The organism is Methylobacter sp. Wu8 (assembly GCF_036440755.1).
Lineage (GTDB): Bacteria > Pseudomonadota > Gammaproteobacteria > Methylococcales > Methylomonadaceae > Methylobacter_A > Methylobacter_A tundripaludum_A.
Map to the genome: position 1 here is coordinate 43,506 of NZ_JAZGVT010000043.1, position 23,927 is coordinate 67,432.

Here is a 23,927-nt window from a genome sequence, read left to right on the forward strand (position 1 = left end):
GTTAACAATGACTGACTATTCAAAAACCGAGGACGAGAGCAATTTTTGCCTTGATTTGCCGCAAAGGACATTGCCCCAAAGCAGTGACTGGGAAGAGGAATATGCTTATTCGCTTGGTATACAAGCCTATATATATGGCTTCCCGTGGATTTACAATACCCAATTGCGCTGGCTGTGGGCCAGCCTCGGCGGCAAAAAGCTGAGCGAAGAAAAGGGTTTGCCGGATCTATATGCACCGATCAACTCGTTTCACCATGTAAGCAAACTTGCAAGCCCGGCTAGTCAAACGGGTGGCTGTCCCAATTGCGATACGCTGTATTCAACGGCATGGCTGGATGTGGCACAGGATCCTATTGTGATTTCTGTGCCGATGGTTACAGATCGTTTTTATTGCATCGAAATGGTGTGTATGGACGCAGACAATTTTGCCTATGTGGGTACCCGTTCCACGGGTGTACAGGCCGGCAATTTTTTGATCGCAGGTCCCGGCTGGAACGGTCAGGCGCCGGAAGGTGTATTCGATGTCCTGCCGCGTTCACGCACGGCGGGCATTCTGCTGATGGGACGAACCGGCGTCAACAACACCACACAGGAGGATTTGGACAAAGCCTGTGCCATACAGGAGCAATATCTTTTGACACCGCTGTCCGATTGGCCTAACCCCCCATCGCCACAGCCAACGAAGGTAATGGCGCCCTATGGGGTTGATTACAATAACACCGCCGGCGCATGGAAAACGATGAACAAGGCAATGACAGAAAATCCGCCCGGATTGCCGCCCGGTATTAACCAGGAGCAGATGCTCAAACTGTTTGCGACCATAGGTATAGGCCCCAACCAGAGCCTGGATGACCAGTCCAATGCGACACGCGCCGGACTTCAGCGCGCTGCCAAGGATGGTTTGTCGATGCTCCAAAAGATGACCAAAGGCCGGGGGAAAACGGTCAATGGCTGGACATATCCGCCGACCGACATCGGGCGGGCGGGGCAGCACAGCGATTTTATCACCCGAGCTGCGCTACAATCATTGGCCGGCATTTGCGCTAATGACCCGGCTGAGGCGGTTTACATCAATGTTTTTACCGACAATGAAAATATAACGCTGACTGGACAGTCCAGCTATACCTTGACTTTCAAGGCGGGAGAATTTCCGCCGTTTGATGCAACAAAGCATGGTTTTTGGTCGGTCACGATGTACAACTCCACCTACAATCTTATTCCCGGCTCCAGCAGTTACAGCATCAATAGTTATTATCCTGAGTATCAAGGCCGGGATTCGTTGGGAGGTATGACTATTCTGATTCAAAGCGAGCAGCCGGAGGAACTTCCAGAAGGAAGCTATTGGCTACAATCGCCTAGCGGAACCGATGATGACACGTTCTTTTTGTTTCTCCGGGTGTATGTTCCTGAACCGGCGATAAGCGTCACGCAATCCTGGGCGCCACCGAAGATTGTGCGCAACGATACTGCTCAGTAGAGCCAATGTCGGGCAGACCGTAAGGTGTGTAGCCGGTGTCAATAGCGAAGCGTGTGCGTGGCATGGTTTTGCCGGTTCCCAAGCATAGGGGCTTTGGAACCGGCATAAACAGCTAATCCTAAAAATACCTGCCGTTAATCAGAAAGTGCATGGCGATACTGCCGAAGTAACCCAGCACGATGACCGGCGTCCATTTCAAATGGCTGGTGAAGGTATAAATCCCTTTAGCCTGTCCCATTAAGCCGACTCCCGCGGCGGAACCAACAGCCAACATGCTGCCGCCCACGCCGGTGGTCAATGTTACCAGCAGCCATTGGCCTTCAGAAATATCAGGCGCCATGGTCAGTACGGACAGCATGATGGTGCCGTTATCCACGAACGCTGAGGCGATACCGACCATAATATTGGCTATAGTGGGCTCGATGCTGCCGTAAAGATGAAAGGATGCCATTTCCATATAACCGATGAAGCTCAAGCCGCCGACACCCACCATGACACCGTAAAAAAACAGCAAGGTGTCCCATTCCAGGTTAGCGACTTTCTGGAAAATATCGAAAGGCAGTTCTTTGGCCAGCTGTTGATTTACCTCGGCTTGCGGATTGTTCATATATTTCATCGGCGCAAAATGATCGATTTTGACATCGGTCAAATCGACTGGAATCAATATTGAATGGGAGTCGCGGGTTTTTTGCAGGTAATAACTGAAAAATTTCAAATAGGTCAGGCCCATCATCATTCCGGCAGCGGGAGGCAGGCCCAGGAAGTTTTCGAAGCAAGCCGAGGTAATGATGGTCAATACGAACAAGAAGATGATTATCCAGCCGCCCCGTTTCATGTCTTGGGCTTCCATTACCGCAGCGGGTCTTTGTTGCGGAATAAAGAAATGCATGATTGCTGCGGGTATTGCAAAGTTGACGATGGCCGGAATCAGCAGGGAAAAGAAGTCGGCGAAAGGCACTACGCCTTTTTGCCATACCAATAATGTGGTGATGTCGCCAAAGGGGCTGAAGGAGCCGCCCGCATTCGAGGCGACCACGACATTGATGCAGGACAAAGTGACAAAGCGCGGGCATTCTTTACCCATAGCCAAAATAACCGAACCCATCAGCAAGGCGGTAGTGAGGTTGTTGCAGCCGGACGAGATAAAGAACGCCTGAAAGCCGGTAATCCAGAATAATTGCCGATAGCTGAAATTCTTGCTCAGCAGCCAGACCCGCAGGCTGTCGAATATGCCCCGGTCTTCCATTGCATTCAAGTAAGTCATCGACACCATGATGAACAAAAACAGCTCGCCGTAACTTTCAAGAGTCGTGCGGAATGCAACCCCGACTTGTTCGCTCATCCCGCCGCTGGCATAAATGGCGGCAATAAAGATCCAGATCAGGCTTGCCGCAAACACCATCGGCTTCGATTTTTTTAACTCAGTCACCTCCTCGGTCATCGCGAGAATATAGGCAATCGCGAACACTATCAGGGCCGTATAGCCCGCCCAGTGCTGGGTCAAATCTATCGGTCTGGCACCGGGCGCTTCTTCGGCAGCCATTGATACAGAAGGGAAAAACAGGACGAGTAACAGGGGGCTATATAACTTAAATAGTCGAGAAGTTTTACGCATAGTGTAGCCATGTCCACTTGATACGTTTAACAGTGTCTGCGTTTTGATGGGCAAGAATGCGTCATTTAAGGCAATCATCATTAAGATAAAAATGGATAAAAACACTTCAAATTGCATAGGCGACTCACAAGAATATAGAAGATTAGTTGGGGAGGAAATCTAGACCAATTTAATGGAATTATTATATTTGAAATAGCAGGGGCATGGGTGAAAGTATTTACTGGGAGAGGAGCGAAGGTTGATGAGACTGGCTGTGGAGTATCTGTTGCCCAAGTGGGGAAGGTGATTGCAAAGCTCCAGCGAATGTTATAATATAACATTCGTTTTCAAGTAAACGGTTTTTCCCAATGAATACATCAGCCGAAGCGAGCCACAACCATTCCCATCCTTTAGGACACGATCATAAAAAATGCGTCAGCGAGGCATTGGGCACAGCCGCTCAGTTATGTGTGGTGCGCGGCGTGCAATTGACGCCGATACGCCAGCAAGTGCTGGAACTGATCTGGGAAAGTCACAAGGCCGTTAAGGCTTACGAGCTGCTGGATCGGATCAAACCGTTGATGGATGCGGCAAAGCCCGCGACGATTTACCGCGCGCTGGATTTTCTAATCGAGCAGGGCTTGATCCACCGGGTCGAGAGCCTCAACGCATTTGTCGGCTGCAATTGCTCCGCTCATCAGCATGAGCAGTTATTGCTGATCTGCAATAACTGCCAGGAAGTGGAAGAGCGGCCGGCCCCGGAAGTCATGCAGGCGCTGTCGGAAGAAATCAAGCAGGCCGACTTTATCGTTCATAGCAAAGCCATCGAAATTCATGGCGTTTGCGCACAATGCGCGGAAACGATGGGCGATCAAAACTGATACCGTTATTTTTTTGGCAGGCAGGAAGGCTTACCGGGTGTTACGTTATAACATTATATAGCTGCGTCTTGAGCCAAGTCCATGCCTCACATTTTTAAACAATAAATAAAAACCATGAATAAAAAACTCACTGTTATTTTCTTATCGACAAGTGCGATAGCAACCAATGCCCATGCGGCTGATAATGACGCCCACAAACTGGAGGACATCGTCGTTATCAGTACCGGCATCAAGCAGTCCACCGCCAAATCGGCCAAGCCGGTAACGGTGCTGACCGGCGACCAGTTGCGGATGAAAACGGGGACAACCATCGGCGACACGCTGAAGAATGAACTCGGCATTACCAGCCAGTCGTTCGGCGCGGGTGTTGGTTCGCCGGTCATCCGCGGGCAATCGGGGCCTCGGGTACGGGTCATGCAGAACAGCCTGGGCAATAATGATGTCTCGTCATTAAGCCCGGATCATGCCAACGGCGTGGAACCGATTCTGGCGGAACGGATTGAAGTGTTGCGCGGGCCGTCGACGCTGTTGTACGGGAACGGCGCCATCGGCGGCGTGGTCAACGTGATCGACAATCGGATTCCCGAGCAGGTGCCGGACAAGCTGCTCGGCGGCGCCGGCGAGCAGCGCTATGATTCGGCAACCAACGAGACCTCCAGCGCCGTCAAGCTGGAAGGCGGAAAAAGCGGCGTGGCCTATCATGTCGACGGTTTTTACCGCGATCAGAGCAACACCCATATCGGCGGCTCTGCGATAGACGAGGATGCCGCCCGCTCTATCGATTCCAGTCTGAATATTGTGAACAATCCCAACGGCCTGATTGACAATTCAAAGGCGAGATCGCGCGGCGGCTCGGTCGGCATCTCTAAAATCGGCGATGCGGGCTTAGTCGGCGTTTCGATCAACAGCCTGGAGAAAAACTACGGCATCCCGCCGGACGGCAGCGGCGGCGCGCCGGTGACTATTGATCTGAATCAAACCAAGTACGATTTTAAAGGCCAGCTCAACCGGCCGTTCGCGCTGGCGGAAAAGCTGCGGATGAAATTCGGCTATACCGACTACAAGCATGTCGAAATGGACAACGGCACCCCGGCCACGACTTTCTTGAACAAATCCTACGAAAGCCGCGTGGAGCTTGAACATAAGCCCATCGGTTTATTAAACGGCGTGATGGGTTTTCAGTCGGTCAACAGCCAGTTTTCCGCGATCGGCGCAGAAGCCCTGGTGCCGCGTACCGACCTTAATTCCTACGGCTTGTTTGACGTCGAATCGTTCAAAATCGGCGATGTGACCTATGAGCTGGGCGCGCGCGGCGAATGGCAAACCATAACGCCGGAAAACGGCAACAGCCTGACTTATAAACCGCTCAGCGGCTCGGCTTCCGCATTGTGGGACATCACCGACCGGCACCAGGTTAGTCTGGCATTCACCCATTCGCAACGCGCGCCGCAGATACAGGAATTGTTTTCCAACGGCGTTCATGAGGCCACGCACAGCTATGAATTGGGTAACGCCGGCCTCAATAAGGAGTTGTCCAATAACCTGGATCTGGGCTATCGCTACAATGCCGATTGGATGGCAGCGGAGCTGAATCTTTTCCACAATTGGGTCAACGACTACATTTATCAGCAACGAACCGGCTCGTTGTTTAACGAAGACGCCGAAGCATTTGAGGATGTTTGCTCTGGAACCTGTATTCCGGTATTGGAAAGCCGGCAGGCCGCAGCCACCTTCAAAGGCTTTGAAGCCAAAACCGTGTTTCCGCTGATGGAAAACCGTTACGGCGCGGTCGATCTGACTTTGTTCGGCGACTATACCCGAGGCACCTTTGAGCAGGGCGGCAACGTGCCCCGAATGCCGCCGCTGCGCTATGGGCTGCAACTGAGCTACGAGAAAAACGATTGGTCAACCAATGCCCGGTTAACCCGTGGCGAAGCGCAAAATCATGTGGGCGAACATGACTCCAACACCCCCGGCTATCTGTTGCTGGATTTGGGTGCGCAATACCGCTTGGCGAGTTTTGGCGGTTCCGAAATGCTGCTGTTTGCAAAAGGCAAGAACATGCTGAACGAGAACATCCGCAATTCGACATCGTATCTGCGTAATTTCGCCCCGGAACCGGGCCGCAGCGCCGAGATAGGCATTAGGGTGAGTTACTGATGAAAATGTCGAGAATCCATCAAGCCAGCGTAATTCCTGAGCACAAAAAGAATACTTGGGCCGCGCCTTATACGGTATCGCTATTAATAAAGCGGGCCGGCTATTTAGCGTTGCTCGAGCAAAATCAACCAACAACAGCGTGAGCGCGCATAGTGATGACTGAAAAACGCTTACCGGTAACCGTATTGTCCGGCTTTTTAGGCGCGGGCAAAACCACGCTGCTCAATCACATTCTCGCCAACCGCGAGGGCTTAAAAATAGCCGTGATCGTTAATGACATGAGCGAGATCAACATTGACGCGGCGCTCGTTAAAAACGAGGTTGCGCTCAATCGCGCCGAAGAAAAACTCGTTGAAATGAGCAATGGCTGCATCTGCTGCACACTGCGCGAAGATTTGCTGGTGGAAGTCGGGCAACTGGCCAAGGAAGGCCGATTCGATTATCTGTTGATTGAATCGACCGGTATCGCGGAACCCATGCCGGTCGCCGAAACCTTTACCTTCAGGGATGAAGACGGCGTTAGCTTGTCGGATATATCCAAACTGGACACCCTGGTGACGGTGGTCGATGCGGTCAACTTCATGCGGGATTACCTGGAAGCTCAATCGCTGAAAGACATCCATGCCGAACTGGGCGAGGAGGATGAACGCAATATCGCCGATTTGCTGGTGGAGCAGGTGGAATTCAGTAACGTGATTCTGATTTCAAAAGCGGATTTGGTGTGCAGTGACGAGCTGGCTAACCTGACAGCCATTTTGCACACCCTGAATCGCGATGCCGAGATCATCCCGATGGTCATGGGGCAAGCGCCTCTTCGTAAAATCATCAATACCGGACGCTTCAATTTCGAACAGGCGGAACAGGCGCCGGGCTGGCTGCAAGAAATGCGCGGTACGCATAAGCCCGAAACCGAGGAATACGGCATCGCCAGTTTCGTTTACGCCGCCCGTAAGCCGTTTCACCCCGAGCGTTTTTACGATTACCTGCATCGCGACGATTGGAACAACGGCACCTTGCTGCGCTCCAAAGGTTTTTTTTGGCTGGCCTCGCGGCCAGAATGGGTCGGCAACTGGTCGCAAGCCGGCGGAACCCTACAACATGGCTGCGCCGGACGCTGGTGGGCGTCGGTGCCTGAAGCGGAATGGCCTGAAGATTACGTCGCGGATATTCGCGCTAACTGGCAAGCCCCTTTTGGCGATTGCCGGCAAGAACTGGTCTTTATCGGTCAAAACATCGATGCCGATAAGGCGTGCCGGGAATTGGACCTGTGTTTGTTGAACGATGAGGAATTGTCGGCCGGTAAGGACGCATGGCAAACCTACCGGGATAATTTCCCGGAATGGTTGACCGATGAGCAGTCTTGATTGCACTGTTCATGCCATCGGCGCGGGCCTGTTAATAAGCTTGGGCTTGTTGTCGCCGTGGCTTAAGGACAAACGTTTAAAACGCATTGCGTCGAATTTAATCGCTGTAGTGGGTGGCGTGTTATTGGCGGATGCGGTATTGCATCTGCTGCCGGATGCCATTGCCGAATTCATTTACGGCTCACGCCGGTAAATTTATCCCAAAAGAATTTCCGAATAATGAATAACGATGAATCTTTCATTTGAAATAGTTGCGGGCGCTATCGGCGCAAGTTTTCTGGTCAGCCTGACCTCAATGAGCGGCATGTTCGCCTTATGGGTCGAGGCGGAACAATTAAAACGGATTATTCCTTATCTGGTCGCCTTGGCGGTCGGCGTGTTATTGGGCGACGCCTTTATTCATTTGATTCCCGATGCGGTAAACCGGCAGGGTTCGGTCTCCACGGTTTGTTTGCTAACCCTCGCAGGCGTGTTTATCTTTTTTATACTGGAAAAAGTGGTGCGTTGGCGGCATGACCATCACATTGATATATCGGAACAATCCGGGTACATCAAACCCATCGCAAAGATGAACTTAATGGGCGACGCCATCCATAACTTTGTCGATGGCATTTTGATTGCGGGCAGTTTTTTAGTGGATCCGGTATTAGGCTTTACCACGACCTTGGCGATTATTGCCCATGAAATTCCCCAGGAAATCGGCGATGTCGGCGCACTGGTTTATGGCGGATACCCACCGGCCAAAGCGGTTCTTTATAACTTTTATTGTTCGCTGACGGTTGTCGTCGGCGCGGTATTTACCCTGTTGTTCAGTCAAGTCGCGGAATCGTCCTTGGTATTTTTACTGCCGATTGCGGCAGGCGGATTTATCTATATTGCCGCCACCGACATGATTCCCGCTTTACACGAACATTCAACGTTGCCCCATCTGTTTGGGCAAACGACAATTTTCGCATTCGGTATCGGCTTCATGCAGTCGATTATTATTCTGGAACGTTTTTTATTCAATCAATGAGGACAAACATGGTTGTTGCCGCGCAGCATTTAACAAAGCCGCTTTATTCTCAAGCTTACCTGTCTGACGACGTGGCCGATTTGGCCCAAATCTATCAACCCGGCATCAATCTTTGCCTGGTAGAGCGACAGGTTGATAACGAACTGAGCCGCTTTGTCGAGCATGTGTTAAGACTTCCCAATCCAATCGTTTTTGTTGAAAGCATTGACTTTGCGTCATTCGATTTCTTTAGCCTACAGCCTCAGGCAGCACATTTACCGGGTTACCGGGAATTTTGCAACGATGTGGCCGCTTTAACCGCGCTTTATTGCGATTTATTCGAGTTGAAGCGTGTCGGCTTGCGTTTGAATACCTTGGATCATGCGATGTGTCCCAAATTTCATGTCGATTCGGTGACTTGTCGTTTGGTGTGTACTTACGGCGGCATCGGCACCGAATGGCTGGAAGATGCTTATGCCGACCGGCGTAAATTGGGCAGCGGTTCAGGCGGCTTAAGCGACGAACTCTCGGGCCTGATTTTGGACACTAACGCGATCCACAAGATGCCGCCTTATGCTATCGGTTTGCTGAAAGGCGGTTTATGGGAAGGCAATGAACAGCATGGCGCGATACATCGCTCGCCAAAATTGACGCTCAATTCACCCCGGCGTTTGTTATTGACGCTGGATTTTGGCTGAGTTTGTTACGCAAACTTCATTTTTTATAACCGATAGGATAATCCATGCCTGATTCTAACCGCTCCACACCTGTTCCGGTCACCATTTTGACCGGTTTTTTAGGCGCAGGAAAAACGACGCTTTTAAATCGTATCCTGTCCGAGGAACATGGCCGCCGCATTGCAGTCATCGAAAATGAATTCGGCGAAGCCGGTATCGATAACGACCTGCTGATTCAGGGGGAGGAGCAAATCGTTGAAATGAACAACGGCTGTATTTGCTGCACTGTGCGCGGCGACTTGGTGCGGATTTTGGGCGAGTTGGCCGAAAAACGGGAGAACGGTTTGCTGCACTTTGAGCGGGTCGTTATCGAAACTACCGGACTGGCGGACCCCGCGCCTGTCGCGCAAACGTTTTTTGTCGAGCAGGATATTGGTGAATATTATCTGCTCGATGCGATTATTACCGTCGTTGATGCCAAACACGCACTTAAACAACTTGCTGAATGCCATGAAGCGGAAGAGCAGGTCGGCTTTGCAGACCGCTTGCTGTTATCCAAAACCGACTTGATAACGCCGGAACAACTGGCCGCATTGGAAGCGCGGTTACGCGCAATCAACGCCCGCGCGCCTATCGCTCATGCTCATTTCGGCGAAACCGACATCGGTGAAATTCTCGACATACGCGGTTTCAATCTCAATGCCATTCTGGAAATTGAACCCGATTTTCTGGAAGACGTCAGCCATGAACACGATGGCGGTATCGCGTCTTTCGTATACCGCACCGACAAGGCTTTCGATGCGGCAAAAATGATCGCCTTTATCGATGTCATGGTCAGGGATTACGGCAACGATTTATTGCGCTATAAAGGCATCGTCCATATAGCGGGCTGCGACCGCAAGGTGATTTACCAAGGCGTACACATGCTGCTGGCAGACAGTATTGGCGTGCCTTGGGCGGCCGATGAAATCCGCCGGTCAACCTTGGTCTTTATCGGGCGTAACCTGCCCAAACAGGCCATACACGAAGCGCTGGACAGTTGCAGGATCATTTGAGATGTTGACGCGTTTAACCGGCGGACAAGTTTTCGATCCCGCCCAAGGCCTGAACGGCACCGTTCAAGACCTGTTTGTCCGCGATGGCGCGATTGTTTCCAAGCCCGGTTCAGGCGTGAGGATTGATGCCGATTATGACGTCTCCGGCAAAATCGTCATGGCCGGAGCGATCGATATTCATAGCCACATTGCCGGCGGCAACGTTAACACCGCGCGCTTGTTGCTGCCCGAACAGCACCGCAACTTCATGGCTCGCAAGCTGGGTCACGCGTTCAGCACCGCGCGCTGGTCAACCACGGAAACCGGTTATCGCTACGCGCAAATGGGTTACACGACCGTGGTTGAACCGGCGGTATTGCCCGCTAACGCGCTGGATGCCCACTTGCAAATGGCCGACATTCCGATCATCGATACCGCGGGCCTGGCCATTCTCGGTAACGATGATTTCCTGTTGCGGCTGCTGCGCGCTAAGGCTAGTCAAAACCAGGTCAACGATTATGTGGCCTGGACCTTACAGGCGACCCGCTGTTTGGGTTTAAAGGTGATCAATGCCGGCGGCGCCAACGCCTTTAAATCGAATGTGCGCAGTTTTGCGTTGGATGATGTGGTGCCGGATTACGGCGTGAGTTCCCGGCAGATTTTGCAAACGCTGCAACGCGCGGCGTGCGACATTCAACTGCCGCACCCTGTACATGTGCATTGCAATAACTTGGGTATTCCCGGCAATGTCGATACCGCTATCGCCACCATGGAAGCCGCGCAAGGCTTGCCGATGCATTTGGCGCATATCCAGTTTTACGGCTATGGCAACGAAGGCGGCCGGGGCTTTTCATCGGCGGCGGCCAAATTAATCGACGGATTTAATCAACATCGCAATATCACGATGGACGTCGGTCAGGTGTTGTTTGGCCGGACCGTGACTATTTCCGGCGATGTGATTGCCCAATACAGCCGCCGTAACGATGCGACGCCCAACAAATGGGTGATGTGGGATGCCGAATGCGAAGGCAGCGGCGGCGCTGTTCCGTACCATTATCAGCAAAAAAGTTTTGTTAACAGCTTGCAATGGTTGATCGGCTTGGAAATATTTTTGCTGGCCGAAGACCCGTGGCGCCTGTTTTTTACTACCGATCATCCCAACGGCGGCCCGTTTACGCGCTATCCGCATTTGATCCGGCTGTTAATGGATTACGATTTTCGTTTGGAATGCATGGCCGAACTGAATCAGGAAGCGGTCGCGATGAGTTTATTAAAGGAGCTGAAAAAAGAGTTTTCGTTGTATGAAATCGCCGTTATGACCCGTACCGCAGCGGCGCGTATGCTAGGCTTAAAGGATAGAGGCCATTTAATGCCCGGCGCCATTGCCGATATTGCGGTGTACACCCCGGAAGCCGATAAGGAGGCAATGTTCAGCGCTGCCGACCTGGTCTTTAAAAACGGGGAATTGGCGGTAAAAAACGGCGTTGTACAGCAGCGCCGTAACGGCGCCACGCAAATGATTCAGTTGCCTTTTGATCGGCAAATCAAACGCGAACTACAGGCCTACTACGACCGCTTTTATAACCTGAGCCTGGATAATTTTAAGGTGGCGGATGTCAGTTTCAGGCAGGCGGATAGCGAGCGCTTTGTCAGCCATGATGCCGGACAGCCTTATTCGGCCTGTCGGGAAGCCGCCGCAAATACCATTTATCAATAAATCACATGAATAATTACAGTCTAGCCAGGTCATCCAACGTTATTGAACGCATACCCGTATTCATTATCAGCGGTTTTCTCGGCAGCGGGAAAACCACGTTACTGAATCGTTTATTGAGCCATGCGCCCCAATCCGCCGTGATTATCAATGAGTTCGGCGCTACCCCGATCGACCAACAATTGCTGCGCGAGCACAAAGTACCGTTATCGACGTTGGTCGGCGGCTGCTTGTGCTGTCAGGTGATAGGTTCGTTAACGCCCTTGCTTAAAAACCTGCGCATGGCTTGGGATTCCGGGGACAGGCCTTTCGAGCGGGTGATCATCGAAACCAGCGGCGTCGCCAATCCTGAACCGGTGCTGGATATTTTGTTAAGGGAACGTTGGCTGGCTGCGCGTTACAGCTTGCAAGGGGTTATCGCCACCGTTTCGGCGAGCATGGATACCGATCATTTCGACTATTTTCCCGAAGCCCAGGCCCAAATCGCCTGGGCGGATACGGTGGTCATGACGCAAATCGACTTGGCGACAGCGGAAGCGATTGCAAAACTGGATGCGCGCTTGTCGGTCTTGGCTCCCGCCGCAACCCGTCTGACCGCAGTGCAAGGCGAGCTTGACCACAATGCGCTGCTCAATTTGCCGAACAAATTCAGGCGGCTGCGTAATACCGAACTGCCCGAGTTACCGGATCACGGTTTCAGCAGCATCACCTTGCAGCTTGAGCATCCGCTACCGTGGGAGCGGATGCAAAAAACATTGGAATACCTGATTGCCCATTACCCTAAACAGCTGGTCCGCGTAAAAGGCATGGTTTACACGCCAGGGCAAAACCAACCCTTGCTGGTGCAAGGGGGCTCCGGAAGGCTTTATCCGGCAACGCGGCTGCCGGTAAGAACGTCCGATGACGGCGTTGGACGGCTGGTTATTATTACCCAAGGTGAAGTAAAGGGCTTGGCTGAAGAGCTGATGACGCAATTGCGCAGTCATAATGTGTGAATGAATCCTTCGCTAATCGCAAATTTGTTAGCTGGAAGCCTGAAATCTGGCTGATAGTAGCCGGACAATAAAGCCGTCTAGGTACGCAATAGCAGGTTCTGGATTTGCACGGCGCGCTGCGCCGCGAATTGAGTGCTTTCTACCCGCTCGATCCATGCAGCGCGGCAAACAGGACAAAACTATCTGTGCGTAACATCAGTTATTCAATAATACTATGATGATAAGCGCGAGGATAAAAGAAACACCTTTCCAGAAAGCCAATGGGTTTCGTTCCAAAAGTGGTTGACGGGTCTTGTTCAGAAACGCCTGATTCGGATGACGCAGATCGAAAATGAATTCGGTCAGGTCCTCGTAGCGTTTGTAAGGATTCGGATGCGCCGCCTTCCTGATCGCATCGTCAACCCAGGCTGGAATTTCGCGATTCTCATAACGCAAAGAGTCATACATTAATTTGTTTTGCGCGGCTTTGGTCTTGCATTTGGCTACTTCAGCGCCATAGGGCAGCTTGCCGGTCAACATTTGATAGGCAATCACGGACAGGGAAAACATATCCGAACGTTCGGAACCCTGTTCCCCGAGAAAATACTCCGGCGCGGTATATTGGGCGGTGCCCAGTATGCCGTCGCGCCTGATCGGCGTGGTCATTTCGATAATGCCCGCGACCCTCGTTGAACCAAAATCAATAATCTTCACGGTGCCGGTGCTGTCGATCATGATGTTGGCGGGTCTCAAATCCTGATGCAGCATTTCCAGCCGGTGAAAAGCTCTCAAGCCTTTCGCTATTTGCTCGACAATCCCTCGCACGGTTTCCAGGTCCGGTTTCGGATTGTCGATCATCCACTGCGTCAAGGTCTGTCCGTCAATGAATTCGGTGACCACGTATAAAAAATTGCGCTTGCGCGTCTGCGCGCATGGTTTGAGCACATGCGCATTATTGATGCGCCGGGCGATCCAGTCTTCCATCAGGAAGCGTTCCAAATAAGCCGGATCGCCCCGAAGGTCGATAGACGGGGTTTTTATAACGACCTGAGCGTTAGTTTCGTTATCTACCGCCAGATAAATGTGGCTGCGGCTGCTGGCGTGTAATTTCCTGACAATGGTATAGCCGTCAAACAGCATCCGCGCTTCCAATACCGGCGGGAACGGCAGCTCGGTTAACGACTGGTAAAGCTCGTTAGCGCTCTGTTTGGGTAAGTTTTCGACTCTGACGATCTGGACGGTGAGGTTATCCGTACTGCCTTGCAGGTAAGCTTGATCGACGATCGCTTTAGCTGTGGAATCGAGATTTCCCCCGGCTTTGCTGATGGCGTCTACGATGAATTCCGGGCCGGCAAACTCGTAAACGCCATCGGTCGCGAACAAGAAAATATCGCCTTTTGCCACGGGCAGGGCTTTATGATCGATTTCAAGATGGGAATCCATTCCCAAGGCGCGGCTTAGATAGCTTTTATCCTGCGAAATCCAAAGCCGATGATCGTTGGTGAGCTGTTCCAGGTCATGGTCGCGTAATCGGTAAATCCGTGAATCGCCCACATGGAAAATATGCGCGGTAGTGGATTTGATCACCATCGCGCTTAAGGTACAGACATAGCCTCTGTCCATATCGTAACAATACCGGCTTTGCCGGGTTTGCGCATGCAACCATGAGTTGCTTGCTATCAAAACCCGCTGTACCGACTTTTTTACCGACCAAGCTTCCGAAGTGCAAAAATAATCCTCCAAAAAGCCTGTCACGGCGGCTTGACTGGCAATGTGACTGACATCGCTGCTGCTGATCCCGTCGGCCAGGGCAATAGCAATGCCTTTCGAACTCAACTGCGGTTCTTTCGGGATATAAACGCCGTGGAAATCCTGGTTGATTTCCTTACGGCCTTTGTCCGAGCATTGGCCTACGGAGATTTTTAATCGGTTGGACATTTTTTATGGCGAGCGGCCGCAGTCATTCACAGGGCTCAGATTTTCAATAACTTTTATAAGGAAGAAATTTGCCGCTCATCACGATCTTGACACGGTCTCCTTTGGGATCGGGTTCACGTTGAAGATCCATGCTGAAATCGATGGCGCTCATAATGCCGTCACCGAACTCTTCGTGAATCAGCGCTTTAAAGGTAGTGCCGTAGACGCTGACCAGCTCGTAGAAACGATAAATCAACGGATCGGTCGGCACTGCGGAGGGCAGGGAACCCTTGTAGGGAACAACTTGCAATTGTTCGATAGCCTCGGCGGGCAACTCCAGCATGGCGCCGACCTTGGCGGCCTGTTCGGCGTTAAGCGTCATCTGCCCCAGCAGGGCGGCTGTCGTCCATTCCTTGCTCAGGCCGATGGCGTCGGCCAGTTGAGGCCATGTCAGTTGTTTGCGCAGTTTGTGCGTGATGATCAATTCGGTAACTTCGTTGCGTGTCATGATAAACCCTTTTACAAAGTAAACAGTGATTGTTAATCAGCCTCAGACACTGATGGGCTGAGGCTTTCTTGTATCATTCGGATCAATTATAAGGCGCGTTTAGGCGCGGTTTTTATATGCGTGGAATAGAGGGTCAATCCGGTAAACGCAAGCCCGCCGATCAGATTGCCCAAAACGGTCGGAATCTCATTCCAGATAAAGTAATCCATAATCGAAAAATTTCCTCCCATGATTAAACCGGCCGGAAACAGAAACATGTTGACGACCGAGTGCTCGAAGGCCATGCCAAAGAACAGCATGATCGGCATCCACATGGCGATCACCTTGCCGCTAACGGACGTGGAAATCATCGCCCCGACCACACCGGTGGATACCATCCAGTTACACAGCATGCCCCTGATAAAGATCGTAAACCAGCCGGCCACGCCATATTTTGCATAGCCCAGCGTCCGCGCTTCACCGATGCCTGCCAGCTTTTTGCCCACATCATTAGGTTCAACGGAAAAACCGTAGGTGTAGACAATCGACATCATAACCGCTACCGTTAAGGCCCCAAGAAAATTACCTGCAAAGACTAAGCCCCAGTTCCTGAAAATACCGTCGATGGTTACGCCTGGACGTTTATCAATCAGTGCCAGCGGCGTCAAAACAAAAACACCGGTCAGAAGGTCGAAACCTAGCAAATACAGCATGCAAAAACCAACCGGGAATAAAATCGCACCAAAAATCGGCGAATTCGTTTGCACAGCAACAGCGACCGCAAATACCGCAGCCAACGCCAGAATCGCTCCGGCCATATAAGCCCTGATCAAAGTATCTCTGGTTGACATGAAGATTTTGGATTCACCTGCGTCGACCATCTTTGTGACAAATTCTGAAGGAATCAGATAGGACATAACTCACCTTTAAAAAATTAGATACACAATGAATTGAGGTGTCGGATAAGACACTTTCATTCGTTTGATTAAGCTTGTTTTCGCAAGCTGTTGATACCCTTGGAAACGAGCGTTCTTTTACTCGTTTGCGGATAACCTAATTAAAAAGGCATAAACAATAGACGAGTAAAATTATCGCCGCCTGTTTAAAACAAGCGACTTTTCAACGCCATTGTTGAAGGGAAGATGCGCCATTGCACCACATTGCTAAATGAAGCATAGATTGTGCCAATCATATTAATCCAACCGTTTAGCGTGACGAGTGAGGCTTTAGCTAAAACCGCGGGACATTCTTTGCACCGAAATGAATGGTGTATGCACCAAAACGGGAAGATGAGGCCGGAAACTTCCATGAGCCTAGAAAAACAGTTGAGCATTTAGCCGCGTTCGCCCTGGGCTCCGCCGGAGCCTGTCGAATTCGTTGTTGCCAGGACAAACCCCGGCCCAAGGCCGGTTGGCGGGTGAGCCAAAAGCGCCGATGTCATCACCGATTTCGACTGATAACATAGCGGCACTGATGAGGCCAATGGCGGGGGGCGAACAGCGCAAAATCTATCGGCGGATTCCTTTGCGGAGCTTAATGACACGGGAGGGAATAGCTAATTATTTGTCCTCGCCGTTTTGAAGCTGGCTGACGCTCCCAACAAGCCGACCATGAAGAAAGCCGTGCCGACCAGGGTGAAACGCAGATTCGTCTCCTGGATGGACATGTCGCCGGTCGCATAAAGCATGATGATGACGGAGACTAATCCCCAGCCAAGAAAACGCAACACCGCGGCCATGACCAGTTTGCCTAGCGCTTCCGATTCGCTGACCGGCGTGTCCATACGGTAAGCCACAAAACCGCACATCAGCGCCGGCAGAATTCCCCAGCGCATATGTTGTATGAAGCTTTCCAGAAACTTGAAGTGATCTTTGTAGTAAGTTAACTCGAGTATAAGCGCCGATGCGGAGGTGCTGACAATGAAGCCCATCACCATCATTGCCATATAGAAGCCATAGTATCGATCGGATTGCTCCCGTTGATGCCTGAAGGCGAGCGTCCGGGAAATAAAAACCAGCGCTATCGGAAGAATATAGATCGGGATGGCGTAGGCGACCCAGCGGAGCGTATTGTAATCAAAGTGCGCCAGCGGTTGATCGGGAAACAGGAAAACATTGTGCAGCCAGACTGAAATCTCCCGGCCCAACATGGCCCCGGCGGCGGTGGCCGCCGTAAACAGCAGGATGTATTTATAGGTGTGTTTAAGGCGGGCCTCGTGGACGTTGCCGCCGAGCTGCTTCACGGTTGCCCATATCTCATTTTCGCTTGCGCTGCCGAATACGACCAGAGAGGCGAGTAAGCGGCAGAGCAGGCCGGTCAGGTGGTCCAGCTCCTTCAGCAGGTTGACCGTTTTGGTATAGTGCGGTTCGGCTTCTTTCCAGACGGCCACTTTTTCCGACATCGCATTGTAGGAGATGCAGATTTCCCCCCATTTCAGGGACGGTTCGTTAAAAAAACGGCGATAGGACTGTTGGTTGGCGTAGTTTTGTATACGGTCGAAAAGAAGGCAATTATGAGCCCATTTATACTCGACCGTGGCGCTGGATTTATCGAAATCGCCGGGGTCGATGCTCGGCACCAGCAGACGGTTGTTGATTTGTGCTTTTAGCGTGTCGTCGACCGCGGATAATCTCGATGTGATCAACGCGTTATAGACCTCTACCGCCTTGGTCGGAATTGCGAAAGCGTCATGGATGCTGTCCCTTAGAATAAGTAAAGGATTGAACCCGCTTTCCCAGGCGATAAAAAACAGGAACAGCCCGGCGGCAATCAAAGGTATGATCGTGTTTCCGCCCAAGCCATTCAGAAGATTCACTAATTCGCCTGAACGCAGGTTCTTTACGATCAGCGTCACCAGCGGTTCCAAGGACAGCCACTGCCAAGTAAGCAGCCAATAAAGCGCGGACATAAGCGTACAGTACGATGCGATCCCTATCCAGTAGATGCTTCTGCGGCTAAAGTATTGGGGTAGCGTCGGTTCGGCGCCTAGCTGAATTCGGCGTTTCTGGAAGGATCGATAGGCGAGAAAGAATGCGGCGACGGTTCCAAGAGATTGCACCGCAAAGTTAATCAAGAGTTCGACAGTCATGGTGCGGTTGCTCCTAGGTACTTTTCACAGGTTTTGAGTTTAGGGAAAATGTTCAAGTTCCGCCCGATTATAAACGGGCTTAGGGTATGTTCGTTAATAACTTAACGAAACTTTAACTTTAAAATTAACCGGCTGAATGATCAAAAAAGCGGCGGCGCGGACAGACATACGCTCTGAAATCCCCGCATCCTGTCGATTCTGCCGGAAGCAGCATGTCAAAAGTAGGGCGACATGGAGCAGTTGCCGAGAATTATACCGGAGAACATGATTCAATATCTGTTGTTGAATCTGGAGGCGATACCTCTTGGCGGCTCTAAATTAATGGCGTTCGCTGTTATCTGCGTGTACTATCAAAATTGATGGTGTAATGACCTTTGCCGTTATAAAATTTGACTCGTCAATATCCGGTGGTCGCTGTATTTGATCGAAGTACAAGGGGAAGGTGATTGTATGTCTAATAAAAATTATATTTTGCTTATAGCAACGCTACTGTCTGTATTGTTCCTCACCGGTTGTGCGCAAAACGCCGCATACCGTACCGATTATCAGCCTTGCGTATACGCCCAGTCCGGCGATTGTACGAAACACGCCATACAGCATCATGCGCCAGGGCGGCCCGATGAATATTATCTGTCTTTTATCGAGTTTGATGATCAAGGCCAGTTATGGGAGCGCGAGCAGATGCGAAAAGTGTTGGATAGTTACCTTCCCATAGCCGGTGTCGACGATGTGCTGCTCGTCGCGTATATCCACGGCTGGCATCACAATGCCGATCCTGAAGACGGCAATATTAAAGACTTCCGGCGGCTGCTGACTAAACTGTCCCAGGCTGAATCCCACGGCGGCACAGGACGTAAAGTGTTAGGGGTTTACATCGGATGGCGCGGAGACTCCATTACCATCCCGGTGATTAACGCCGCGACTTTCTGGGATCGAAAAAATACCGCCCAGAAAGTGGGCCAGCAAGGCGTCACCGAAGTCTTGCTGAGGCTGGAAGAAATAGTCAATGTCAAAGCCGGTATGGAAACAGCAAAACCCCAGCCGTTTAACAGTCGATTGGTTACCATTGGGCACAGCTTCGGCGGGGCCGTGCTTTATACCGCCTTGCAGCAAATTCTTGAAGACCGTTTTATCGACAGCCGAAAAAATAAAACATTTACGGGCGATGCAAATGGTTTGGGCGATCTGGTGGTATTGATGAACCCGGCGTTTGAAGCTTTGCGTTATTCGACCCTGTACGACATCTCGCAGGACTATTGCCGCAGCTATTTTTCCAGTCAATTACCCAAACTGGCGATTCTCACTTCGGAAACTGACCGGGCTACCGGCTGGGCCTTCCCTATAGGACGGTTTTTTTCAACTTTTTTCGAAACCCATACAACGCTTGACCGGCATAATTGTAAGGGTGTGGGCAAAATAAGCCCGATGGAAATTGCAGAGGGCGAAGCCGACCGGCATACCGTCGGCCACTTTGATCCCTATCTCACGCACCGCCTCAATCCTTTAACAAGCACTGAAGAACGCAGCGTAAATTTCAATTATCACGCTTTACAAAGTCGCTGGTCACAACAAAAAGTGCTCGGTTCGTTTGCATTTGAAAGCACAGAGCTGATTCATCTGGGGAAAACAGTCCCCAATAATCCTTATCTCAACATTGAGGTGGATCAGCATTTGATTGAGGGACACAGTGATATTTGGCATGATGAAATCGTTAGTTTCCTGCGTGACCTGATCATGATATCGACCTCGCCGGGACAGTCAGTGCAATAAAGATAATTCTGCCAAAGGTGGGCAAGTAACAAGATGTTTACCCACCTTTTTGCTGCTCAGCATTAAATTAAAACGGTTCAATTAGAAGCATTAGGCGCTTCAAGCCGGGTTGAATAAATTGCGATAATCGATCAGGCCAAGCCTTAACGCTTGACAGATTAGGGTAATCTTATAGAATACGCGCCTCGAACTGCGGAGCGGTAGTTCAGTTGGTTAGAATACCGGCCTGTCACGCCGGTGGTCGCGGGTTCGAGCCCCGTCCGCTCCGCCATCCAAACAGCGCATAAAATCAGCTATCAAACGACTCTCTTATCGTTCAAACCGGTGTTTTTAAATAATCCCGGTAGTTATGCTGTAAAATCACTCTTTTTTATCCCAGCTCTCAGATGACAATCAGGCTACCCGTACCGCGTATCGCATTAACTCCCGGAGAACCCGCAGGCATCGGGCCCGACCTTTGCATTCAGCTTGCACAGCAGAATTTACCCTGCGAAATCGTCGTTATAGCCAGTCCGCAATTACTGGAAGAACGCGCCAAGCAGCTAGGTCTGCCGCTGCAAATAAAAGAGTTCGACAGCGCGCTGCCTGCCGCCGCCCAGACTGCCGGATGCATGACCGTATTGCCGGTGGAGCTGGCCGAACCGGTACAATGCGGCCAGCTGAACCCGGCCAACAGCCGCTATGTGTTAAAAACCATCACCAAAGCGACCAAAGGCTGCATGGATGGAGTTTTTGACGCAATGGTCACCGCGCCGGTACACAAGGGCGTTATCAACGATGCCAGCCTGTCTTTTAGCGGCCATACCGAATTTATTGCGGACATTACCGGCGGGCACCCGGTGATGATGTTGGCGACGCCGGGCTTGCGGGTGGCGCTGGTGACGACGCATCTGCCGCTGTCGGAAGTCAGCAAGGCCATTACCCATACCCGGCTACGCACGGTTATTCGGATACTGGACCAGGATTTGCGCTCGCGATTTGACATAGCCTACCCGAAAATACTGGTGTGCGGGCTTAATCCCCATGCAGGAGAAAACGGCCATCTGGGCAGGGAAGAGATCGACATTATTGAACCCGTACTCAACACTTTTCGTAAACAGGGCATGAACCTGCGCGGGCCGCTGCCGGCCGATACACTGTTTACCGCCAAGTACCTGGATTCGGCGGATGCGGTATTGGCGATGTACCACGACCAGGGCCTGCCGGTGCTTAAGCATATCGGCTTTGGCCGGGCCGTCAATATCACGTTGGGATTGCCTATCGTCCGCACTTCGGTTGACCACGGCACGGCTTTGGACCTTGCCGGCAGCGGCAAGGCCGATTTAGGCAGCCTGCAATTCGCACTGCAAACCGCATTAACAATGGCTGCACACTAAATGGCACATACTCCGCGCAAGCGCTTCGGTCAGAATTTTCTTCATGACCACAACATTATTTACAACATTATCTCCAGCATCCAGGCCGAGCCCGGTCAGCATTGGGTTGAGATAGGGCCGGGGCAGGGCGCATTGACCGAGCCATTGCTGAACGAAGGCGTGCGCCTGGACGTGGTCGAGCTGGACCGGGATCTGGTGGTTTTGCTTAGGGAGAAATTCAAGCAATACCCCGACCTGAACATTCACAGCGCCGATGCGTTAAGGTTCGATTTTTCGTCGCTGGCTGATGGGGGGAAACTGCGCGTTATCGGTAATTTGCCTTATAACATTTCAACGCCGCTGATGTTCCATCTGCTGGATAACGCCTATTGCATCGAAGACATGCATTTCATGCTCCAAAAAGAAGTGGTCGACAGGATTTGCGCGGTTCCGGGCAGCAAAAAATACGGCAGGCTCAGCGTGATGATGCAATATTATTGCCAGCCTGAGCTGTTATTCGAGGTTCCACCGGAAAGCTTCGATCCGATTCCGCAGGTGATGTCGGCTATCGTAAGGCTGGTGCCGCACCGGCAACCGCCGGTTGCGGTTAATGATGTAGCCAAACTCAACCGGGTAGTCACCCAGGCGTTTTCGCAACGGCGAAAAACCTTGCGAAATTCGCTGAAAAAACTGATCACTGAGGAAGAAATCACCGCTTTGGGCATAGACCCGACATTGAGAGCCGAAAGCATATCGCTGGTCGAGTTTGCGAGTTTAAGTAATCTGTTGCAGGAAGAGTAGGGGGCGCTGTGCGCACCTTTTCAAAGCGTTCGGGGTAAAATCAGGCTCGAAAAAGGTAAGCGATGCATACCTGGCTGATTTCACCGGCGGTTTGATTGGCAGGGTTCGGCCATCAAGAGACGGTCATATAATTCTTTTGTACGACCGGTCTTCCTACAAACCAGCCATTCAACGTAAAAGTAAGGGCGCGCCGGTTGGCACAGGATAAAAAACCTGTGAGCTTGGGCAAACTAATAAACTCAACAATTGCTAACGGTCGGCGCGTCCCAATGACTGCAATGTTATATTTTTTTACCGAGCATTCTCAGTAATGTTGAATCTTTGTAAATTAAATGATGCTTGAGTGCTCCCGCAATGTGTAGAACAATAGCCAAAATAAGCAGGTAGCCGAGATATTCATGGGAAATTTCCCCGAAATAACCCCAGAACTGGCTTAAAGGGATGGTTTTTTCTGGGTTAGAGGGGTCTATATTTTCATGAAGAATTTCAAAGCCAAAGATACCAAAGCCATGTCCGGTAGCACCAGAGAAGATCATTCCTGTAATCGGCATCAGCACAGTACTAACGATAAGCACCCAATGTACAATTTTGGCGAGCAGCATCTCACGTTTATCATAGTTTGAAATCGGCACAGGCCAGCCTTGCTTTATGCGCCTAGCCACTCTAAGCACAATAAGGCTGACCAGGATAATACCGATGGACTTGTGCGTATCATAATAGTCATACAGCTCGAAATTGGTCATACACAATCCCAAGCCAATAAGCCCAATAATCGTGAAAGCGATAATCCAGTGTAAAATAAGGGTAAGCCAACTCAGGCTATTTTTAGTATCCATTTAATTTTCCCAGAAATTATGTGCGCTAATATTTTCTATTCCAGAGTTTCCAAAGCTAATGATCCACATTAATAAGCTTTCGTGAATTCAAATTACCAGCGCATAACCCACAATTTGTTTCATCGAACTAACGTGGAGCTAAGGGGCGGTCGCGATAGCGACCGTCCCCCTTGAGCGTAGTGTTATGAGTGCCACTGCATCTTATAAAATGAATCATCTTCATCATACTGGCAAAAACCTAATTTTAAATAGAATGGTCTGACCAGATTGGCTTTGATAATACTAAGCCGTAATGGTAAAGATTTTTCTTTTGCGATGCTCTGGATGTAAGTCAGAACCCGCCGCCCTACGCCTTTTTGTTGGTACTCTGGTTTGATAATAATCATTTCTAGCCAAAGATGGTCGTTACTTTCCTTTAAAACGAATCCGCCAATTCTTTCGAGACCATTTTTAATTATTTTCCAGTCAGTGGGCTTCAAGTTATTATCAAAGCCATTGCTTTGAAATTCCTCATTCCAACCCCAAGTGGCTTTAATACATGGCTTCATCGCGTTTTGGTAGAGATTGTAAAGCCATTCTTTATCAGACGTTTTACCATCCATTAACTGAAACTCTTTCATGCCTTCACTAACTCATAACGTGGAGCTAAGGGGCTGCGCACTTTTGCGCAGTCCCGCTTGAGCGTAGGGTTGGACGAAGCCGCTACCGCGGAGAACACCCCGCTGAACAGCCCCCGATAAAACAATTAAAATTTAACCTCAAGCCCTCATCAGAGGGATCGTTTATCATCAAACAATGAGGTTG

20 protein-coding genes, 1 tRNA gene and 1 pseudogene are annotated in these 23,927 nt (G+C 50.9%); 14 read left to right on the forward strand and 8 right to left on the reverse strand.

Annotated elements, in window-relative coordinates; all coding sequences use genetic code 11:
• The first annotated feature begins 7 nt into the window (after positions 1 to 7).
• Positions 8 to 1,477 (forward strand): DUF1254 domain-containing protein, encoded by a 1,470-nt coding sequence (locus tag V3O24_RS03815; RefSeq protein WP_331306276.1) that lies wholly within the window; start codon positions 8 to 10, stop codon positions 1,475 to 1,477.
• Between the two features lie 118 nt (positions 1,478 to 1,595).
• On the opposite strand, the gene nhaD is transcribed toward V3O24_RS03815, so the two are convergent.
• The gene (nhaD, locus tag V3O24_RS03820) at positions 1,596 to 3,020 is read right to left on the reverse strand and encodes a sodium:proton antiporter NhaD (RefSeq protein WP_331306277.1); all 1,425 of its coding nucleotides are present in this window, start codon (positions 3,018 to 3,020) and stop codon (positions 1,596 to 1,598) included.
• 419 nt (positions 3,021 to 3,439) lie between these two features.
• Here nhaD and V3O24_RS03825 point away from each other — a divergent pair, with 419 nt between their 5' ends.
• The 9 genes from V3O24_RS03825 (at position 3,440) to V3O24_RS03865 (ending at position 12,890) form a co-directional block, all read left to right on the forward strand.
• The gene (locus V3O24_RS03825; RefSeq protein WP_104424726.1) at positions 3,440 to 3,952 is read left to right on the forward strand and encodes a transcriptional repressor; all 513 of its coding nucleotides are present in this window, start codon (positions 3,440 to 3,442) and stop codon (positions 3,950 to 3,952) included.
• Positions 3,953 to 4,066: 114 nt separating this feature from the next.
• Positions 4,067 to 6,112, forward strand: a complete 2,046-nt coding sequence (locus V3O24_RS03830; RefSeq protein ID WP_331306278.1) for a TonB-dependent receptor — start codon at positions 4,067 to 4,069, stop codon at positions 6,110 to 6,112.
• Positions 6,113 to 6,267: 155 nt separating this feature from the next.
• Positions 6,268 to 7,476, forward strand: coding sequence for a zinc metallochaperone GTPase ZigA (zigA, locus tag V3O24_RS03835; RefSeq protein ID WP_331306279.1), 1,209 nt, complete (start codon positions 6,268 to 6,270; stop codon positions 7,474 to 7,476).
• Positions 7,463 to 7,669 carry a hypothetical protein gene (locus V3O24_RS03840; RefSeq protein ID WP_331306280.1) on the forward strand — a complete coding sequence of 69 codons (207 nt, stop codon included), beginning with the start codon at positions 7,463 to 7,465 and terminating at the stop codon, positions 7,667 to 7,669. Before zigA ends, V3O24_RS03840 begins: the two co-directional genes overlap by 14 nt.
• Before the next feature lie 36 nt (positions 7,670 to 7,705).
• Positions 7,706 to 8,491, forward strand: coding sequence for a ZIP family metal transporter (locus V3O24_RS03845; RefSeq protein ID WP_331306281.1), 786 nt, complete (start codon positions 7,706 to 7,708; stop codon positions 8,489 to 8,491).
• 8 nt (positions 8,492 to 8,499) lie between these two features.
• Positions 8,500 to 9,168 carry a DUF1826 domain-containing protein gene (locus V3O24_RS03850; protein WP_331306282.1) on the forward strand — a complete coding sequence of 223 codons (669 nt, stop codon included), beginning with the start codon at positions 8,500 to 8,502 and terminating at the stop codon, positions 9,166 to 9,168.
• Positions 9,169 to 9,212: 44 nt separating this feature from the next.
• A complete protein-coding gene (locus tag V3O24_RS03855) occupies positions 9,213 to 10,202 on the forward strand; it encodes a GTP-binding protein (protein ID WP_331306283.1) in 990 nt (329 codons plus the stop codon).
• Between the two features lies 1 nt (position 10,203).
• Complete coding sequence (locus V3O24_RS03860; protein WP_331306284.1) at positions 10,204 to 11,898, forward strand: formylmethanofuran dehydrogenase subunit A; 1,695 nt, start codon at positions 10,204 to 10,206, stop codon at positions 11,896 to 11,898.
• Between the two features lie 5 nt (positions 11,899 to 11,903).
• A complete protein-coding gene (locus V3O24_RS03865; protein WP_331306285.1) occupies positions 11,904 to 12,890 on the forward strand; it encodes a GTP-binding protein in 987 nt (328 codons plus the stop codon).
• A 195-nt stretch (positions 12,891 to 13,085) separates the two neighbouring features.
• Here V3O24_RS03865 and V3O24_RS03870 read toward each other — a convergent pair whose 3' ends face one another.
• From V3O24_RS03870 to V3O24_RS03890, 5 genes and pseudogenes are all read right to left on the reverse strand, one after another.
• Complete coding sequence (locus tag V3O24_RS03870; RefSeq protein ID WP_331306286.1) at positions 13,086 to 14,807, reverse strand: protein kinase; 1,722 nt, start codon at positions 14,805 to 14,807, stop codon at positions 13,086 to 13,088.
• Between the two features lie 43 nt (positions 14,808 to 14,850).
• Positions 14,851 to 15,294 (reverse strand): cyanase, encoded by a 444-nt coding sequence (gene cynS, locus V3O24_RS03875; RefSeq protein ID WP_331306287.1) that lies wholly within the window; start codon positions 15,292 to 15,294, stop codon positions 14,851 to 14,853.
• A gap of 86 nt (positions 15,295 to 15,380) precedes the next feature.
• Entirely contained in the window at positions 15,381 to 16,190 is an 810-nt protein-coding gene (locus tag V3O24_RS03880; RefSeq protein WP_104424714.1) for a formate/nitrite transporter family protein, read from the reverse strand.
• Between the two features lie 420 nt (positions 16,191 to 16,610).
• Positions 16,611 to 16,748: pseudogene (locus V3O24_RS03885) on the reverse strand (IS110 family transposase); the annotation flags it as partial.
• A gap of 80 nt (positions 16,749 to 16,828) precedes the next feature.
• The gene (locus tag V3O24_RS03890; protein ID WP_331306288.1) at positions 16,829 to 18,361 is read right to left on the reverse strand and encodes a hypothetical protein; all 1,533 of its coding nucleotides are present in this window, start codon (positions 18,359 to 18,361) and stop codon (positions 16,829 to 16,831) included.
• Between the two features lie 450 nt (positions 18,362 to 18,811).
• On the opposite strand from V3O24_RS03890, the gene V3O24_RS03895 reads away from it, so the two are divergent.
• The 4 genes from V3O24_RS03895 (at position 18,812) to rsmA (ending at position 22,287) form a co-directional block, all read left to right on the forward strand.
• Complete coding sequence (locus tag V3O24_RS03895) at positions 18,812 to 20,131, forward strand: esterase (RefSeq protein ID WP_331306289.1); 1,320 nt, start codon at positions 18,812 to 18,814, stop codon at positions 20,129 to 20,131.
• A gap of 194 nt (positions 20,132 to 20,325) precedes the next feature.
• Positions 20,326 to 20,402, forward strand: a tRNA-Asp gene (locus V3O24_RS03900).
• 115 nt (positions 20,403 to 20,517) lie between these two features.
• Positions 20,518 to 21,507, forward strand: a complete 990-nt coding sequence (gene pdxA / locus V3O24_RS03905; RefSeq protein WP_331306290.1) for a 4-hydroxythreonine-4-phosphate dehydrogenase PdxA — start codon at positions 20,518 to 20,520, stop codon at positions 21,505 to 21,507.
• Positions 21,508 to 22,287, forward strand: coding sequence for a 16S rRNA (adenine(1518)-N(6)/adenine(1519)-N(6))-dimethyltransferase RsmA (gene rsmA / locus V3O24_RS03910; RefSeq protein ID WP_331306291.1), 780 nt, complete (start codon positions 21,508 to 21,510; stop codon positions 22,285 to 22,287). It begins immediately after the preceding gene.
• Between the two features lie 281 nt (positions 22,288 to 22,568).
• Here the strand turns inward: rsmA and V3O24_RS03915 are convergent, their stop codons facing one another.
• On the reverse strand, positions 22,569 to 23,123 hold the full coding sequence (locus V3O24_RS03915; protein ID WP_104424709.1) for a cytochrome b: 555 nt from the start codon (positions 23,121 to 23,123) through the stop codon (positions 22,569 to 22,571).
• 182 nt (positions 23,124 to 23,305) lie between these two features.
• On the reverse strand, positions 23,306 to 23,743 hold the full coding sequence (locus tag V3O24_RS03920) for a GNAT family N-acetyltransferase (RefSeq protein WP_104424708.1): 438 nt from the start codon (positions 23,741 to 23,743) through the stop codon (positions 23,306 to 23,308).
• Positions 23,744 to 23,927: the final 184 nt, after the last annotated feature.

Coding starts and splice junctions, on each gene's coding strand:
- V3O24_RS03815 (WP_331306276.1), top strand. CDS start 8: ATGACTGACTATTCAAAAACCGAGGACGAGAGCAATTTTTGCCTTGAT.
- nhaD (WP_331306277.1), bottom strand. CDS start 3,020: ATGGCTGCCGAAGAAGCGCCCGGTGCCAGACCGATAGATTTGACCCAG.
- V3O24_RS03825 (WP_104424726.1), top strand. CDS start 3,440: ATGAATACATCAGCCGAAGCGAGCCACAACCATTCCCATCCTTTAGGA.
- V3O24_RS03830 (WP_331306278.1), top strand. CDS start 4,067: ATGAATAAAAAACTCACTGTTATTTTCTTATCGACAAGTGCGATAGCA.
- zigA (WP_331306279.1), top strand. CDS start 6,268: ATGACTGAAAAACGCTTACCGGTAACCGTATTGTCCGGCTTTTTAGGC.
- V3O24_RS03840 (WP_331306280.1), top strand. CDS start 7,463: ATGAGCAGTCTTGATTGCACTGTTCATGCCATCGGCGCGGGCCTGTTA.
- V3O24_RS03845 (WP_331306281.1), top strand. CDS start 7,706: ATGAATCTTTCATTTGAAATAGTTGCGGGCGCTATCGGCGCAAGTTTT.
- V3O24_RS03850 (WP_331306282.1), top strand. CDS start 8,500: ATGGTTGTTGCCGCGCAGCATTTAACAAAGCCGCTTTATTCTCAAGCT.
- V3O24_RS03855 (WP_331306283.1), top strand. CDS start 9,213: ATGCCTGATTCTAACCGCTCCACACCTGTTCCGGTCACCATTTTGACC.
- V3O24_RS03860 (WP_331306284.1), top strand. CDS start 10,204: ATGTTGACGCGTTTAACCGGCGGACAAGTTTTCGATCCCGCCCAAGGC.
- V3O24_RS03865 (WP_331306285.1), top strand. CDS start 11,904: ATGAATAATTACAGTCTAGCCAGGTCATCCAACGTTATTGAACGCATA.
- V3O24_RS03870 (WP_331306286.1), bottom strand. CDS start 14,807: ATGTCCAACCGATTAAAAATCTCCGTAGGCCAATGCTCGGACAAAGGC.
- cynS (WP_331306287.1), bottom strand. CDS start 15,294: ATGACACGCAACGAAGTTACCGAATTGATCATCACGCACAAACTGCGC.
- V3O24_RS03880 (WP_104424714.1), bottom strand. CDS start 16,190: ATGTCCTATCTGATTCCTTCAGAATTTGTCACAAAGATGGTCGACGCA.
- V3O24_RS03890 (WP_331306288.1), bottom strand. CDS start 18,361: ATGACTGTCGAACTCTTGATTAACTTTGCGGTGCAATCTCTTGGAACC.
- V3O24_RS03895 (WP_331306289.1), top strand. CDS start 18,812: ATGTCTAATAAAAATTATATTTTGCTTATAGCAACGCTACTGTCTGTA.
- pdxA (WP_331306290.1), top strand. CDS start 20,518: ATGACAATCAGGCTACCCGTACCGCGTATCGCATTAACTCCCGGAGAA.
- rsmA (WP_331306291.1), top strand. CDS start 21,508: ATGGCACATACTCCGCGCAAGCGCTTCGGTCAGAATTTTCTTCATGAC.
- V3O24_RS03915 (WP_104424709.1), bottom strand. CDS start 23,123: ATGGATACTAAAAATAGCCTGAGTTGGCTTACCCTTATTTTACACTGG.
- V3O24_RS03920 (WP_104424708.1), bottom strand. CDS start 23,743: ATGAAAGAGTTTCAGTTAATGGATGGTAAAACGTCTGATAAAGAATGG.